This window comes from Micromonospora globbae, from assembly GCF_003610785.1.
Lineage (GTDB): Bacteria > Actinomycetota > Actinomycetes > Mycobacteriales > Micromonosporaceae > Micromonospora > Micromonospora globbae.
Window position 1 is genome coordinate 116,102 of sequence record NZ_RAQQ01000019.1, and the last position, 15,280, is coordinate 131,381.

The following is a 15,280-nucleotide window of genomic DNA, read 5'->3' on the forward strand; positions in this document are numbered from 1 at the left end:
CCCGGGGGCATGTGATCTTCGCCTCCCTGACCGGGCGTGGCGGTCGCGGTAACGTCGCGGCCAGCAGCGAGGGCAGGGGAGAGGTGCGTTGAACCCGCTTACGGTCATCACGGGCGGCAGCCGTGGCATCGGCGCCGCCACCGCCCGCCGGCTCGCCCAGGCCGGCCACGACGTCGCCTTCGCCTACCGCCGCGACCACGACGCCGCGGCCGCCGTCCTCGCCGACATCCGCGCCGCCGGCCGCCGCGGCGTCGCCGTGCCCGCCGACACCACCGACCCCGACCAGGTCGCCGCCCTGTTCGACGCCGCCGCCGACCTCGGCCCGATCACCGGCCTGGTCAACAACGCCGGCGTCACCAGCCCCATCGGCCCCTTCGTCGACCTCGACGTCGCCGACCTGCGCCGGGTCGTCGACGTCAACCTCATCGGGTACGTGCTCTGCGCGCAGCAGGCCGCCCGCCGCATGGACGCCGGCGGGGCGATCGTCAACGTCTCCTCGGCGGCCGCGACGCTCGGCAGCCCCGGCGAGTACATCCACTACGCCGCCGTGAAGGCCGCCACCGACACCCTCACCGTCGGGCTGTCGAAGGAGCTCGCGCCGCGCGGCATCCGCGTCAACGGGGTCGCCCCGGGCATCATCCGCACCGACATCCACGCCGTCTCCGGCAGGCCCGACCGCCCCGACACGGCCGCCGGCCGCATCCCGCTGGGCCGCGCGGGCGAGCCCGACGAGGTCGCGGGCGCCATTGCCTGGCTGCTCGGCCCCGACGCCTCGTACACCACGGGAGCGGTGCTGCGCGTCGCCGGCGGCCTGTAGCGGCCCCGGCCCGGGGAATGCCGGGGCCGGCCGGCGCGCGTCAACTGGTGAACAGCTTCGCCGCCGTGACCGCCGTCTGCGCCACCCCGTAGCCCAGCAGCACCGACACGACCAGCCACGAGACCCACAGGCGGGCCCGCTGCCCGCGCGGTCGCACCTCGTCGTTCATCGCGTCCCGCTCCTCTCCACCGTTTCCGTCCGCGTCGCACCCGGATCCGCCCCGTCCAGATCCGTCGTGTCCGGATCCACGGTCCGCGCCGGCTCGTGGTAGCGCTGCGGCACCGGGCGGATCAGCAGGTTGGCGACGAAACCCACCGCCAGCACGGCGACCATCGTGAACAGCGCCGGCCGGTACGCCGCGGCCGTCAGCGTCCCCGGCTCGCCCTGCGCGTCGAGGAACCCGTTGACGATCAGCGGCCCGGCCACACCGGCCGCCGACCAGGCCGTCAGCAGCCGCCCGTGGATCGCGCCCACCTGGTACGTGCCGAACAGGTCCCGCAGGTACGCCGGCACGGTCGCGAACCCGCCACCGTAGAACGACAGGATCACGCACGCCAGCAGCACGAACAACGCCGTGGCCGCGTGCCCGACCAGCGCCAGCAGCGCGTACAGCACCATGCCCACGCCCAGGTACACCAGGTAGATCGGCTTACGCCCGATCACGTCCGACGTGGACGACCACGCGAACCGGCCGGCCATGTTGAACAGCGACAGCAGGCCCACGAACCCGCCCGCGGCCGCCACCGACACCGACGACACGCCGCCGTCGCGGAAGAAGTCCTGGATCATCGGGCTGGCCTGTTCGAGGATCCCGATGCCGGCGGTCACGTTGCAGAACAGCACCACCCACAGCAGCCAGAACGACCGGGTCCGCAGCGCGTTCGACGCCGACACGTTCGCCGTGGTGACCAGCGGCTTCGCCGCCACCCGCGCCGGGTCGAACCCGGCCGGCCGCCACCCCGGCCCCGGCACCCGCACGTTGACCACCCCGAACATCATGACGAGGAAGTAGCCGACGCCGAGCGTCACGAACAACCACACCAGCGCCGCGCCGGACGCCGTCGAGCCGGCGTCCGCCGGGTCGTACCCCGCGTCGTACAGCGACAGCAACTGCCGCGACAGGGGAGAGGCCACCATCGCCCCGCCCCCGAAGCCCATGATCGCCAGCCCGGTGGCCAGCCCCGGCCGGTCCGGGAACCACTTGATGAGCGTGGAGACGGGGGAGATGTAGCCGATCCCCAGGCCGATGCCGCCCAGCAGCCCGTACCCCAGGTACAGCAGCCACAACTGGCCGGTGGCGATGCCCACGGCTCCGACCAGGAACCCGGCCGCCCAGAAGCACGCCGACACGAACATGGCCTTCCGCGGCCCGTTCGCCTCCACCCACGTGCCCGCCACGGCGGCCGACAGACCCAGCATCACGATCGCGATGCTGAAGATGACACCGATCGCCGTCTGGCTCGTGTCGAAGTGGGCGATCAGGGAGTTCTTGTAGACGCTGGTCGCGTAGACCTGCCCGATGCAGAGGTGGATCGCCAACACCGCCGGCGGGATCAGCCACCGGCTGTACCCCGGCGGCGCGACGGTGTGCCGACGGTCGAGTGCGGACAGCATGCCGGTGCGTCCTTTCGGAAGGGGGACGGGTGCCTCCACCCTTCTTCCCCCTCCCGGCCGTCCGTCGGAAACCCGATCATCGCCGGACGGTCGCTGCGGTGAGCCGAACGGTCGACCCGCGCGCCGGTCGACCGGCGGTCCACACCGTGCCAGGATGGCGGCGTGAGCCTGGTCTTCGGTGAGGTCGCCGACACCTACGACGACGTACGCCCCGGCTACCCCGCCGGCGTCGCCGAGGCCATCCGCGACTACCACGGCACCACCCCGGCGCACGTCGTCGAGATCGGCGCCGGCACCGGCAAGGGCACGAGCGTGCTGCTGCGCCTCGGCGCGCCGGTCACCTGTCTGGAACCGGACCCCCGCATGGTCGCCCGGCTCGCCGCCAACCTGCCGCGGGTGACCGTACGCACCGAGACGTTCGAGCAGTGGGAGCCGCCCACCGGCGGCGTACCCCTGATCGCCGCCGCCCTGGCCTGGCACTGGCTCGACCCCGCCACCCGCAACCGGCGCGCCCACGACGCGCTCACCCCCGGCGGCACCCTCGCGGTGTTCGCCCACACCTACGGCTACGCCGACGCCGCCCAGTCCCGCGCCATCCACACCGCCCTGCGCGCCATCGACCCGGACGTCACCGACCGCCCCGCCGGCTGGTTCCACCTCGACATCACCGCCAGCGGCCTGTTCACCGACGTCCACGCCGAGACCGTCGATGCGGACCTCACCCTGACCACCGGCCGCTACCTCGACCTCGTGCGGACCTTCGGCCCGTTCCGCCAGCACACCCCCGACGAACAGACCCGCGCCCTCGCCGCCGTCGGCTCCCTCGTCGACAGCTTCGGCGGCGCCATCGTCCTGCGGCTGCGCACCACCCTCGTGCTGGCCCGCCGGCCGTGACCCCGCACCCGGCTGCCACAATCGCCTCATGCCGCTGACCGTCGCGCCCGCCGTGGCGCCCGGCACGATGGCCCGCCTGCGCCAACCGGACCTCGACGCCGACGGCGTACGCCTGCGGCCCTGGCGGCCCGACGACCGGCCGGCGGTGCTCGCCGGCTACGCCGACGCCGCCATCCGTCACTGGCACTGCCGCGCCATGACCGACGACGAGGCCCGCGCCTGGATCGACGACTGGCCGCGCCGGTGGCGGCAGGAGAGCGGCGCCGGCTGGGCCGTCGTCGACGACACCGGGGTGCTCGGCCAGATCAGCCTGCGTCGCCTGCACCTGGCCGACGGCCTCGCCGAGGTGTCGTACTGGGTCCTGCCGGCCGCCCGCGGCCGCGGCGTCGCCCCCCGCGCCCTCACCGCGCTCGCCGGCTGGTGCTTCACCACCCTCGGCCTGCACCGGATCGAACTGGCCCACTCCACGGCCAACACCGCCTCCTGCCGTGTGGCGCGGCGGGCCGGTTTCGCCGCCGAGGGCACCAAACGCGGCGAGGGCCGGCACGCCGACGGCTGGCACGACATGCACCTGCACGCCCGCCTCGCCACCGACACCCCACACATCGATAAAGACTGTTTACAGTGCGGTGGCGGGCCGGGTAGCGTGCGGAACTGATCGACAACGACCGATCAGGACGACCGCCTGGAGGTATCCGTGCGTCGCCGCCACATCCTCACCCGACTCCTCGCCACCACCGCCCTCGCCCTCCCGATCACCCTCACCGCAGCCCCCGCCACCGCCGCCCCGGCACCGGCCCGCCACCTCGACGACGTCATCCCCGCCCCCGTCGAGACCCACCCCGACGACCGGGCCACCTTCACCCTGGGCCCCCTCACCGTCATCCGCACCGCACCCGGCTCCACCACCGCCTGGCGGGTCGGCCGCCAGCTCGCCGACACCCTCCGCCCCGCCACCGGCTACCCGCTGCCCGTGCTGCCCGTCCGCGCCACACCCCTGCCCGAGATCGCCCTGCTCCTCGGCGGCGCCGACCCCCGCATCGGCCAGGAGGGCTACCAGCTCGACGTCACCCGCCACCGGGTGACCATCCGCGCCAACACGGCCGCCGGCCTCTTCGCCGGCACCCAGACGCTGCGCCAACTGCTCCCCGCCCAGATCGAGGCGTCCGAACGGCAGCGCACCCGCTGGACCGTCCCCGGCGGACGCATCGTCGACTACCCGCGCTTCGCCTACCGCGGCGCCATGCTCGACCTCGCCCGGCACTTCCACACCGTCGACGAGATCACCGCTTACGTCGACCTGCTCAGCCAGTACAAGATCAACTACCTGCACCTGCACCTGACCGACGACCAGGGATGGCGCATCCAGATCGACTCCTGGCCGCGCCTGACCACCGTCGGCGGCGGCCCCGGCACCGGCGTCGACGGCGTCGGCCCCGGATACCTCACCAAGGCCGACTACACGGCCGTCGTCCGCTACGCCGCCGCCCGCAACATCACGATCGTCCCCGAGATCGACATGCCCGGCCACACCAACGCCGCCCAGTCCACGTACGCCGAACTCAACTGCGACGGCGTCGCCCCGCCACCGCGCACCGACATCGCCGTGGGCTACAGCTCCCTGTGCATCCACGACGACCTCACGTACCGCTTCGTGGAGGACGTCATCCGCGAGGTCGCCGAGATCACCCCCGGCCCCTACCTGCACATCGGCGGCGACGAGGCCCACGCCACCACCGACGAGGACTACCGCACGTTCATGCACCGCGTCCTGCCGCTGGTCACCAAGTACGGCAAACGCCCGTTCGGCTGGAACGAGATCGCCAAGGTGGACCCGCCCACCGACGCCGTCGCCCAGTTCTGGGGCACCGGCACCACCAACGCCGACGTCGCCGAAGCCGCCGCCCGAGGCAACAAGATCGTCATGTCGCCGGCCAACAAGGCGTACCTCGACATGAAGTACGACCCCACCACCCGGCTCGGCCTCTCCTGGGCCGCCTACATCGAGGTCCGCGACGCCTACGACTGGAACCCCGCCCAACGCGTCACCGGCGTGGGGGAGAGCGCCGTGCTCGGCGTCGAGGCGCCCCTGTGGTCGGAGACCCTGCGCACCCTCGACGACATCGAGTACATGGCCTTCCCACGCCTACCCGCCATCGCCGAACTCGGCTGGTCCCCGGCCACCAGCCACGACTGGGAGTCCTTCCGCACCCGCCTGGGCGCGCAGGCCCCCCGCTGGCGCCTGCAGGACGTCGACTTCCACGCCTCACCCCAGGTGCCCTGGCAGTGACCGGCTGACCGTGTCGGGGCCGGGCCCGCCCGGCCCCGACACCGCCGCAGCGGCGCGTGAGCGCCGCCCGACCCGCTCGCCTACGGGCACATGACGAGAACTCACAAGCAGACTTGTCGGAACCCTCCAAAAAACCCGCGACCTTCTTCGTCGGCCGACCCCCTCGTCTCCCTGATCCGCACCGGCCACCATCGTCCTCATGGCACTCCTCGACAGCCTCGTCGACCAGGGACTCCGCGCCGAACCGGCGACACCCGCGCAAGCGCGCGCGATCCTCGCCACCGGCGACGACGACCTGCTCGACGTCGTCGCCGCCGCGGCCCGCGTACGGCACCGCCACTTCGGACGACGGGTGAAGCTCAACTACCTGGTCAACCTGAAGAGCGGGCGGTGCCCCGAGGACTGCGGCTACTGCTCCCAGCGGCTCGGCGCCGACACCGGCGTCCTGTCGTACACGTGGCTCAAACCCGACCAGGCCGCCGACGCCGCGTCCGCCGGCATCGCCGCCGGAGCCACGCGGGTCTGCCTGGTCGCCAGCGGGCGCGGCCCCACCGACCGCGACATCGACCGCGTCGCCGACACCATCGGCGCCATCCGCGCCCAGCACCCCGACGTCGAGGTGTGCGCCTGTCTCGGCCTCCTGCGTCAGGGCCAGGCCGAACGCCTCCACACCGCCGGCGCCGACGCCTACAACCACAACCTCAACACCGCCGAGAGCCGCTACGGCGACATCTGCACCACCCACGGCTTCACCGACCGCGTCCAGACCGTCGACCAGGCGAGGAACGCCGGCCTCTCACCCTGCTCCGGCCTCATCGCCGGCATGGGGGAGTCCGACGACGAGCTGGTCGACGTGGCCTTCGCCCTGCGCGCCCTGGACCCCGACTCGGTGCCGGTCAACTTCCTCATCCCGTTCGACGGCACCCCGCTGGCCGGCAGGTGGGACCTCACCCCGCAGCGGTGCCTGCGCATCCTCGCCATGGTGCGGTTCGTCTTCCCCGACGTGGAGGTACGGATCGCCGGCGGGCGGGAGATCCACCTACGGTCGCTGCAACCCCTGGCACTGCACATCGCCAACTCGATGTTCCTCGGCGACTACCTCACCAGCGAGGGACAGGCCGGCCGGGCCGACCTGGACATGATCGCCGACGCCGGCTACGTCGTCGAAGGCGCCGGCGAACCCACCCTGCCCGCGCACCGCCGCGACCTCGTCCGGCTCCGCCGCCGCGGCGCGGGCACCCCGATCGCCCCCAACGCCTGACCCCGCCGCGCGGCACGCGCCCCAGGGCGGACGCGCCCGCTACCGTCAGGCCGACACGCGCCAAAAAATCGTGGAACGCGGTGTCGAAAACCGCGCCGACCGTTCGACGCGTTGATGAGGGCCGGCACGGAGTCGGCCACCACGTCAGAGGGACACCGACATGCGCTACATGCTGATGCACAAGCTGGACGACAAGGACCCGGCCGCCTGGGCGCCGACCCCCGAGTTCATCGGCCGGATGGGCGCCTTCCTCGAGGAGGCGAACAAGGCCGGCGTCCTGCTCGACGGCGAGGGCCTGCGCCCGACCACCGAGGGCGCCGCGAAGATCACCTCCAGGGACGGCAAGGCGACCGTCGTCGACGGCCCGTTCGCCGAGGCCAAGGAGGTCATCGCCGGGTTCGCCATCCTCCAGGTCCGCGACCAGGCCGAGGCCGTCGAATGGGCCACCCGCTTCGGCGCGCTGTTCGACCACGTCGAGATCGAGGTCCGCCGGGTCGCGGAGATGGAGGACTTCGCCTAGCGGCTGCGCCGTCGTCCTGGCCGCCGCCCGCTGCTGTGGTGCGCCGATGGCGCTTCGCGGCGGCCAGGACGAGCAGGCGCCGACCACCGCGCGCGGGCAGGGGAGACCCTGCCGCGGGCGCCGGTCACGAGATCGCGCTCAGGCCGGTCGTCGCCGCACCGCGTTGGCGAGGACCGCCGTCACCAGCTTCCTGACGGCCGCCGTGGTCGGCGGGCCGGGCTCACGGTCCACGGACAGGAGATGGCCGCCGCCGACCAGGGAGAGGGTGAGCGAGTCGATGTCGGCGTCGGCCGCGATGCGGCCCAGTTCACGCTCGGCGGCCAGGTAGGCGGAGATCGCGGTCGTCGCCTGGGCGAGGATCGCGATGCCGCCACCCGGAGTGGCCTGCCGCAGCCGCGCGCGCAGCTCGTCCCGGAACGTGATGAGCGGGATGATCGCCACCGGGACCGGCCCGAACAGGCCGGTCAGCGCGGCGGTGAGGTTGTCGACCACCGTGCCGGTGCCGGCGGACTCGCGCAGCGCACCCGCCTGCGCCTCCAACTGCGTCGCCCGGTCGAGCACGAGTTCGGTGAGGAAGGCGTCGAAGTCGGGGAAGTGCCGGTGCAGGACGCCCTTGGCGCAGCCCGCCTCGTCGGTGACGGCCCGGCTGGTCAACCCGTTCGGCCCGTCCCGCAGAAGGACGCGCTCGGCGGCGTCGAACAGCTGCTGCCGCGCGTCGCGAAGGTGCACCCCAGTCGGCACTCACAGATCCTCTCGCATATCGACCCACCCGGCGGCCCTTGTTGAGTGGGCACGCGCCCACTAGAGTGGGCACATGCCCACTCTACCGCGTGACCAACCACCCACGCCGCAACCGCACCAGGCCCGCCGGATGGCCGAGTCGTTCGGCGTGGACCCCCACCGATACGACCGGGCCCGGCCCGCCTACCCCGACGCCCTGGTCACCCGCATCGTCGACGGGAGCCCCGGCCCCCACGTGCTCGACGTCGGCTGCGGCACTGGCATCGCCGCCCGCCAGTTCCAGGCGGCCGGCTGCACCGTCCTCGGCATCGAACCCGACGCCCGGATGGCCGACTTCGCACGAGCCCGCGGCCTCCCGGTCGAGGTCACGACCTTCGAAGCCTGGCAGCCCGCCGGCCGCACGTTCGACACCGTCATCGCCGCCCAGTCCTGGCACTGGGTGGACCCGGCCGCCGGCGCGGAGACAGCGGCACACGTGCTGCGCCCAGGGGGACGACTCGCGATCTTCGGCCACGTGTACGAGCCACCGCCCGAGGTCGCCGAACCGTTCGCCGCCGCCTTCCGGCGCGCCGCACCCGACTCCCCGCTCCACCACCAACCGGCCCGCCGCCCCCTCGACCTCTACCAGGCGGCGTACACGAAGTTCGCCGACACGATCCGGCAGACCGGACAGTTCACCGACCCCGAACAGTGGCGATTCGACTGGGAACAGCCCTACACCCGCGACCAGTGGCTCGACCTGCTCCCCACCACCGGCGGCCTCACCCACCTCCGCCCCGAACAGCTCACCGACGTGCTGGACGCCGTCGGCGACGCCATCGACTCCCTGGGCGGACGCTTCACGATGCACTACACCACCCTCGCCACGACCGCCGTACGCCGCAGCGCCTCCTGAGCCCGGCCGCCACGTCACCACCCGGAGCTATCGTGACCCGGTGACGACCACGGAGACGCACCAGACGATCGAGGCCGTCTGGCGCATCGAGGCCCCCCGCGTCATCGCCGCCGCCGCCCGACTCGTCGGCGACGTCGGCCTGGCCGAGGAACTGGCACAGGACGCCCTCGTCGCCGCCCTCGAACAATGGCCCTCCGACGGCGTACCCCGAAACCCCGGCGCCTGGCTCACCACCACCGCCAAACGCCGCGCCATCGACCAGATCCGCCGCCGCGAACGCTTCGAACGCAGCCTGCCCGACCTCGTCACCCCCGACGCGACCGAACCCACCGACCTCGACGCCATCACCGACGACCCCATCGACGACGACCTGCTGCGACTCATCTTCACCGCCTGCCACCCCGTGCTCTCACCCGAGGCACGCGTGGCCCTCACACTGCGGCTGCTCGGCGGCCTCACCACCGACGAGATCGCCCGGGCCTTCCTCGTCCCCTCACCGACCGTCGGACAGCGGATCAGCCGCGCCAAGAAGACCCTCGCCGACGCCCACGTACCGTTCGAGCTGCCCACCGGCGCCGACCGCGCCGCCCGACTCACCTCCGTCCTGGAGGTCATCTACCTCATCTTCAACGAGGGATACTCCGCCACCGCCGGCGACGACTGGATGCGCCCCGCCCTCTGCGAGGAGGCCATGCGCCTAGGCCGCGTCCTCGCCGGCCTCATGCCCGACGAGGCGGAGGTGCACGGCCTCGTCGCCCTGCTGGAGATCCAGGCCTCCCGCACCGCCGCCCGCACCGGCCCCTCCGGCGAACCCGTCACCCTCCTCGAACAGGACCGCCGCCGCTGGGACCGCCTGCTCATCCGGCGGGGACTCGCCGCCCTGGAGCGGGCCGAGGCGCTCGGCGGCGGCCCGTACACCCTCCAGGCCGCCATCGCCGCCGTCCACGCCCGCGCCCGCACCGCCGAGGACACCGACTGGGCGCGCATGGCCGACCTGTACGCCCAGCTCGCCCAGGTGGCGCCATCACCGGTCGTGGAACTCAACCGCGCCGTGGCCGTCGCGATGGGGGAGGGACCGCAGGCCGGCCTCGCCGTGCTGGAACCGCTGCGCGACGAGCCGACGCTCGCCGCCTACCACCTGCTGCCGACCGTACGCGGCGACCTGCTGGCGAAGCTGGGCCGGACGGCGGAGGCGAAGGCCGAGTTCGAACGCGCCGCGACGATGACCCGCAACGAACGCGAACGCGCACTGCTGCTCGACCGCGCCGCCGCCTGCGCCTGACCGGCCGCAGCGGTCCGTCACCGACATACGTCGCCGCGCTCACCTCGCCCTGCGAGTCGGCAACGTTGCGCTGCGTGTGCGACTGCGGCATGGTCTGCCGCCGAACAGGTGTTCGGGCCGGGGGAGAGCGGCCGGTGCGGGCCACCGGTCGCGGCCCTGCCGGAGACCCGGTTCCGGCCCGGACCGGTCAGCCCGGGCCGGAACCACCGGCCGCTCACGACCACCCGGGCGTGACAGCCGCGACTCGGCGACTCAGCCCACCGCGGCGGCGAACATGCCCGGCTCGTACGAGCCCCCGCGCTGGTGCACGATCACGGCGAGCCGGTTCGCCGCGTTGATGAGCGCGACCAGGCACACCAGCGCGGCGACCTGGTCGTCGTCGTAGTGCTTGCGCACCTGGGCCCACGTCTCGTCGGACACGCCCTCGTGGGCGTCGGCGAGCCGGGTGCCCTCCTCGGCGAGCGCGAGCGCGGCCCGCTCGGCCTCGGTGAACACGGTGGACTCCCGCCAGGCGGCGACCAGGTTGAGGCGGACGGCGCTCTCACCGGCGGCCGCGGCCTCCTTGGTGTGCATGTCGATGCACCAGCCGCAGCCGTTGATCTGGCTGGCCCGCAGGGACACCAGCTCCTGCGTGGACCTGGGCAGCGACGACTGGTGGATCACCAGGCCGCTGTTGGCGAACCGCTTGGCGAACTTCGCGCCGATCTCGTTGTGGAACATGTCGAACCGGACGTCCATGGCTCTGTCCTCACTCGTGGTGTTGCACTGGACGACCATGGGATGCCGGCGGTCCGGTCCGTGTGACAGCCCGCGGAGGTGACCCGCGCCACGTGTCCCTTCTCCCTGATCCTGACCCACCCAAGCTGCTCTGACCTGCGGTGGCTCAAGACCCCGGTGGAGCTACCGTACGTAGCCGAGCTGCCAGGCAGGTGGGTTTGACGACGACCTGCACTTGCCAGATCGGCACGATCCCGGACTGCGAGGCGACCAGGGGCATTCGATCCGCTAGTCGGCGGTGGATGCCCTGTTCCGACGCTGGCAGCGCAACGGGGCCCGGCAGCAGGTGCTCACCGCGTTGCAGCTGCCTCACCCCGGCGGTCGATGTCACACCCGTCCGGTAGATCGTTCCTACGCCGCAGCCGCGGCGGAAGGGAGACAGGTGTTGACCGTCCTACGGGGTGGCCGGCGATGATCGTCGGCGCAGGTGAATCGTCAGCAGGGTCTGCCAGCCGGCATCCATCGTCCGGCAGGCTCCATCGTCCACTCTTCGATCACGGGGGATCAGTGCGTCTTCGTCGCGCGGCGGTGGCCGCGTCCACACTGTTGCTGCTCGGTGCGACGGCTCCGGCCGCGTACGCGGCGCAGCCGTCGAGTCCGACGCCGACGGGCCAGCAGCTACCGAGGCCGGAGCGGGCGCGCCAGGCCGCGGACCGCGAGTTCGATCCGCACTCGGTGCTGGTGCGGTTCAAGAAGGGCGCCTCGGCCGCGGCCAAGGACCGCGCCCTGGCGGCCCGTGGCGCCAGCCGCACCCGTGAGGTACGCGGCACCGGGTACGTCGAGGTCCGGTCCGACGCGGCCGCGTCGGACCTGCTGCTCCGGCTGCGTGACGACCCGGCGGTGGCCGACGTGACGCTCGACTACCGGCGGCGGGCCGCGGCCACGCCGAACGACCCGTACTTCGCGGGCAGCCAGTCGTACCTGGAGACGGTGCGCCTGCCGCAGGCGTGGGATCTCGCCAAGGGCTCCACGACCCAGCTCATCGCGGTCGTCGACACCGGCGTCAACGGTCCGCACCCCGATCTGCAGGGCGTGACGGTGGACGGCTACAACGCGATCACCGGGGCGGCCGTCGCGGCCGGCGCGAACTCCGACGACAACGGTCACGGCACGATGGTGGCCGGCATCGCCGCGGCCAACACCGACAACGGCACCGGAGTCGCCGGCGCTGCCTGGACGGCACGGGTGATGCCGGTCAAGGCGCTTGACTCCCGCGGCAGCGGCTACGACTCCGACATCGCCGCCGGCATCGCGTGGGCCGCCGACCACGGCGCCACGATCGTGAACCTGTCCCTCGGCGGCCCCGCCGACAGCCCGCTGCTGCACGACGCGATCCGGTACGCCACCGACAAGGGCGCGCTGGTGGTCGTGGCCGCCGGCAACGAGGGCAGCGACCGGCCGGAGTACCCGGCCGCCTACCCCGAGGTGCTCGCCGTCGGCGCCACGGACCGGGCGGGCAACCTGACCGACTTCAGCTCCTGGGGCGACCACGTCGACGTGGCGGCTCCCGGATTCGACATCGTCTCCACCGGCCCGGAGCAGGACTACCGCGTCGGCGACGGCACGTCGTTCGCCGCGCCGATCGCCTCCGGCGTGGCGGCCCTGGTCCGGGCGGCCAACCCGTCGTGGACCCCGGCGCAGGTGAGCGACCGGCTCCGGGCGACGGCCCGGGACGCCGGCCCGCGGGGCATCGACCCCTACTACGGGCACGGGGTGCTCGACGCGTACCACGCGGTCGGCGGCAGCCAGGGCGCGGAGTTCCCGGCGCGGACGCTGGGCGCGAACGAGCCGAACGACGTGCCGGCCCGGGCAACCGCCTTCGCCACCTCGGTGACCGGCAGCCTGGCCGCCGAGGGCGACGTCGACTGGTACCGCTTCGACGCCGCCGGGCAGGAGTCCGTCCAGGTCACGGTGACGCCGCCGGCGCTCGACGCCGGCCTCGCCCAGAACGCCGACCCCGTCCTGTCCGTCTACGACCGGGACCTGCGACTGGTCGGCACGGTCGACCGGGCGTTCGCGGGTGGCGCGGAGACCCTCCGGTTCGTCGCCGACGCCGGCACCTACTACGTCTCGGTGCGCAACTACAACGGCGCGGCCGACAACCGGTCGTACACCCTCGCGGTCGCCGCCGGATCCGCATCCTCCCTGTTCCAGCCGGCCGTCTCGGTCGGCGTTGGTGGGCAGGCCAGGACCGTCGACGTGGCGGACGTGACCGGTGACGGCCGCGACGACGTGCTGCTCATGACGAGCGGCTACACCGGCTCCGACAACGACGACAAGCTGTTCGTCTTCGCGCAACGGCCGGACGGCACGCTCGCCCCGCCGGTGCGCTACGGCACCGACGCCGTGGCCAAGGCGTTCTTCGCGGTGCTCGACACCAACGGCGACGGTCGGCAGGACGTCGCGATCAACACGGTGAGCGGTATCAACGTCCTGCGGCAGACCGCTTCGGGAACGCTTCAGAGCGCCGGCCTGCTGCCGGGCAAGGGCACCCCGGTGGCCGCGGACATGGACGGCGACGGCGACAGCGACCTGGTCGCCAACGACGACGCGGCGGGACTCACCCTGCTCACCCAGGGCGACGGGGGCACCTTCACGGCGAGCCCCATCTCCAGCGACGACATCGCCGAGGTGGAGGTCGGTGACGTCGACGGTGACGGAGAGCCGGAGGTCGTCGGCGCGCCGCCGCCGTACCTGGGTGGCGCGAAGATCCGCATCTACCACGCGTCGGAGAGCGGATGGACGCGGACCGACCACACGACGGGCATGACGTCGCCGGAGACCGTCAGCGGCATCGAGGTGGCCGACGTGAGCGGGGACGGGCGCGTCGACGTCGTCGCCACGCTGGGCGGCAACAAGCCGAGTTCCCAGGTCAGCGTCCTCGTGCAGAACCCCACCGGCGGGCTCGCCGACGGTGTGCTCCACCCGGTCTGGGACGTGCCCGAGCCGGTCGAGGCGGCCGACGTCGACGGCGACTCCCGGCTGGACGTGGTCACCGTCCACGGGGGGTGGAGCGCGCTGAGCGTGCTGCCGCAGACAGCCGACGGCCACCTCGGCACCCCGATCAGGATCGACGACCTTCCGTACTCCACCAGCTACACCATGCAGGGCCTCGCGCTCGGTGACATCGACGGCGACAGCCGGACGGACGCCGTGATCGCCGACTACAACAACGGCCTCGTGATGCTGCGAAACAACAACGGCCCGACGCGGGGCGGGGCGCAGGTGTGGGTGCGCGACGCGACCCCGGCGGACTTCGCGTCGGATGTGCCGTCGACGGCGGTGCCGTCGGTGACGTTCCAGCGCGCCGTGGACGCCGCGTCGGTGTCGCCGTCGACCGTGCGGTTGGTGAACGGCCGGACGGGGGAGCCGGTGGCGACGTCGGTGTCGTACGACGCCGGCACGCGGACCGCGCGGGTCACGCCGACCGCCGCCTTGCCGGTCGACACCCCGTACCGGCTGGTCGTGGACGGGGTGCGGGACACCGCGGGCGAGACGCAGACCGCGCGGTTCAGCAGTACGTTCCGTGTCTCCGACACCGCACCCGGCCCGGTCACCGGCTTCACGGCGACCGGCGCGGTGCGCGGCGCGAGCCTGTCCTGGACGCTGCCGCCGATCGCCGACCTGGACCAGGTGATCGTGCGGCAGGCCACCGGCACCACGCCGCCGTCGTCGGTGACGTCCGGCACCGCCGTGTACGCCGGCACCGGGTCCGGCGTGACGGTGAGCGACCTGGCCGAGGGAACGACCTACACGTTCCGGGCGTGGGTGCGGGACCTGTCGGGCACGCTGAGCAGCCCCAGCACGGTGACGTTGACCGGCTCGGCGCTGACGATCGCCAGCAGTGCGAAGACCGTCAACTCCGGCCGACCGGTCTCGCTGACCGGCCAGTTGACCCGGCCGGACACCGGCGCGCCGATCGCCGGGGCGGTGGTGCGGCTGTACGCACGGCCCGCGGGCACCACCACCTGGACGCAGGTGGGGACGGCGACGAGCGGCAGCAGCGGGAACCTGTCGCTGAGCCACACGCCGAGCGTCAGCACCGACTACCAGTGGGTCTACCCCGGTTCCACGGCGTACACCGGGGCGGACTCCTCCGCGCAGACCGTGCAGGTCCGTATCCGGTGACGGCGGCGTGGACGCCGTTCCCGCCTGAGTGAGCGGTGCCGTCCGGGACGGCAGCGGGGTT

At 73.0% G+C, this 15,280-nt stretch carries 13 protein-coding genes; 9 read left to right on the plus strand and 4 right to left on the minus strand.

All coding sequences use genetic code 11. The annotated features are described in order from the left end of the window. Positions 1-88 precede the first annotated feature (88 nt). The gene (locus D7I43_RS24015) at positions 89-817 is read left to right on the plus strand and encodes an SDR family NAD(P)-dependent oxidoreductase (RefSeq protein ID WP_120330814.1); all 729 of its coding nucleotides are present in this window, start codon (positions 89-91) and stop codon (positions 815-817) included. A gap of 40 nt (positions 818-857) precedes the next feature. Here the strand turns inward: D7I43_RS24015 and D7I43_RS34155 are convergent, their stop codons facing one another. Next, positions 858-986: an MFS transporter small subunit gene (locus tag D7I43_RS34155; protein WP_275670853.1), complete on the minus strand. Its 129-nt coding sequence runs from the start codon at positions 984-986 to the stop codon at positions 858-860. Continuing rightward, positions 983-2,431 (minus strand): OFA family MFS transporter, encoded by a 1,449-nt coding sequence (locus D7I43_RS24020; RefSeq protein WP_240033117.1) that lies wholly within the window; start codon positions 2,429-2,431, stop codon positions 983-985. Before D7I43_RS24020 ends, D7I43_RS34155 begins: the two co-directional genes overlap by 4 nt. Positions 2,432-2,593: 162 nt before the next feature. Between D7I43_RS24020 and D7I43_RS24025 the strand changes: the two genes are divergently transcribed. The 5 genes from D7I43_RS24025 to D7I43_RS24045 all read left to right on the plus strand — a co-directional run bounded on the left by D7I43_RS24025 (position 2,594) and on the right by D7I43_RS24045 (position 7,396). After that, positions 2,594-3,325, plus strand: a complete 732-nt coding sequence (locus D7I43_RS24025) for a class I SAM-dependent methyltransferase (RefSeq protein ID WP_120330815.1) — start codon at positions 2,594-2,596, stop codon at positions 3,323-3,325. 28 nt (positions 3,326-3,353) lie between these two features. Further along, a complete protein-coding gene (locus D7I43_RS24030) occupies positions 3,354-3,983 on the plus strand; it encodes a GNAT family N-acetyltransferase (RefSeq protein WP_120330816.1) in 630 nt (209 codons plus the stop codon). A gap of 39 nt (positions 3,984-4,022) precedes the next feature. Then, positions 4,023-5,615 carry a beta-N-acetylhexosaminidase gene (locus tag D7I43_RS24035; protein WP_120330817.1) on the plus strand — a complete coding sequence of 531 codons (1,593 nt, stop codon included), beginning with the start codon at positions 4,023-4,025 and terminating at the stop codon, positions 5,613-5,615. Positions 5,616-5,814: 199 nt separating this feature from the next. Continuing rightward, entirely contained in the window at positions 5,815-6,876 is a 1,062-nt protein-coding gene (bioB, locus tag D7I43_RS24040; protein WP_120330818.1) for a biotin synthase BioB, read from the plus strand. A gap of 160 nt (positions 6,877-7,036) precedes the next feature. Continuing rightward, complete coding sequence (locus D7I43_RS24045; protein ID WP_120330819.1) at positions 7,037-7,396, plus strand: YciI family protein; 360 nt, start codon at positions 7,037-7,039, stop codon at positions 7,394-7,396. A 138-nt stretch (positions 7,397-7,534) separates the two neighbouring features. On the opposite strand, the gene D7I43_RS24050 is transcribed toward D7I43_RS24045, so the two are convergent. Further along, positions 7,535-8,137: a TetR family transcriptional regulator gene (locus D7I43_RS24050; protein WP_120330820.1), complete on the minus strand. Its 603-nt coding sequence runs from the start codon at positions 8,135-8,137 to the stop codon at positions 7,535-7,537. 73 nt (positions 8,138-8,210) lie between these two features. On the opposite strand from D7I43_RS24050, the gene D7I43_RS24055 reads away from it, so the two are divergent. Beyond that, on the plus strand, positions 8,211-9,032 hold the full coding sequence (locus D7I43_RS24055) for a class I SAM-dependent methyltransferase (RefSeq protein WP_120330821.1): 822 nt from the start codon (positions 8,211-8,213) through the stop codon (positions 9,030-9,032). A gap of 40 nt (positions 9,033-9,072) precedes the next feature. Beyond that, the gene (locus D7I43_RS24060; protein WP_120330822.1) at positions 9,073-10,314 is read left to right on the plus strand and encodes an RNA polymerase sigma factor; all 1,242 of its coding nucleotides are present in this window, start codon (positions 9,073-9,075) and stop codon (positions 10,312-10,314) included. A gap of 252 nt (positions 10,315-10,566) precedes the next feature. Here D7I43_RS24060 and D7I43_RS24065 read toward each other — a convergent pair whose 3' ends face one another. Continuing rightward, positions 10,567-11,052: a carboxymuconolactone decarboxylase family protein gene (locus D7I43_RS24065; RefSeq protein ID WP_120330823.1), complete on the minus strand. Its 486-nt coding sequence runs from the start codon at positions 11,050-11,052 to the stop codon at positions 10,567-10,569. Between the two features lie 546 nt (positions 11,053-11,598). Here D7I43_RS24065 and D7I43_RS24070 point away from each other — a divergent pair. Further along, positions 11,599-15,219 carry a S8 family serine peptidase gene (locus D7I43_RS24070; RefSeq protein ID WP_158610144.1) on the plus strand — a complete coding sequence of 1,207 codons (3,621 nt, stop codon included), beginning with the start codon at positions 11,599-11,601 and terminating at the stop codon, positions 15,217-15,219. The last annotated feature ends 61 nt before the right edge of the window (positions 15,220-15,280 follow it).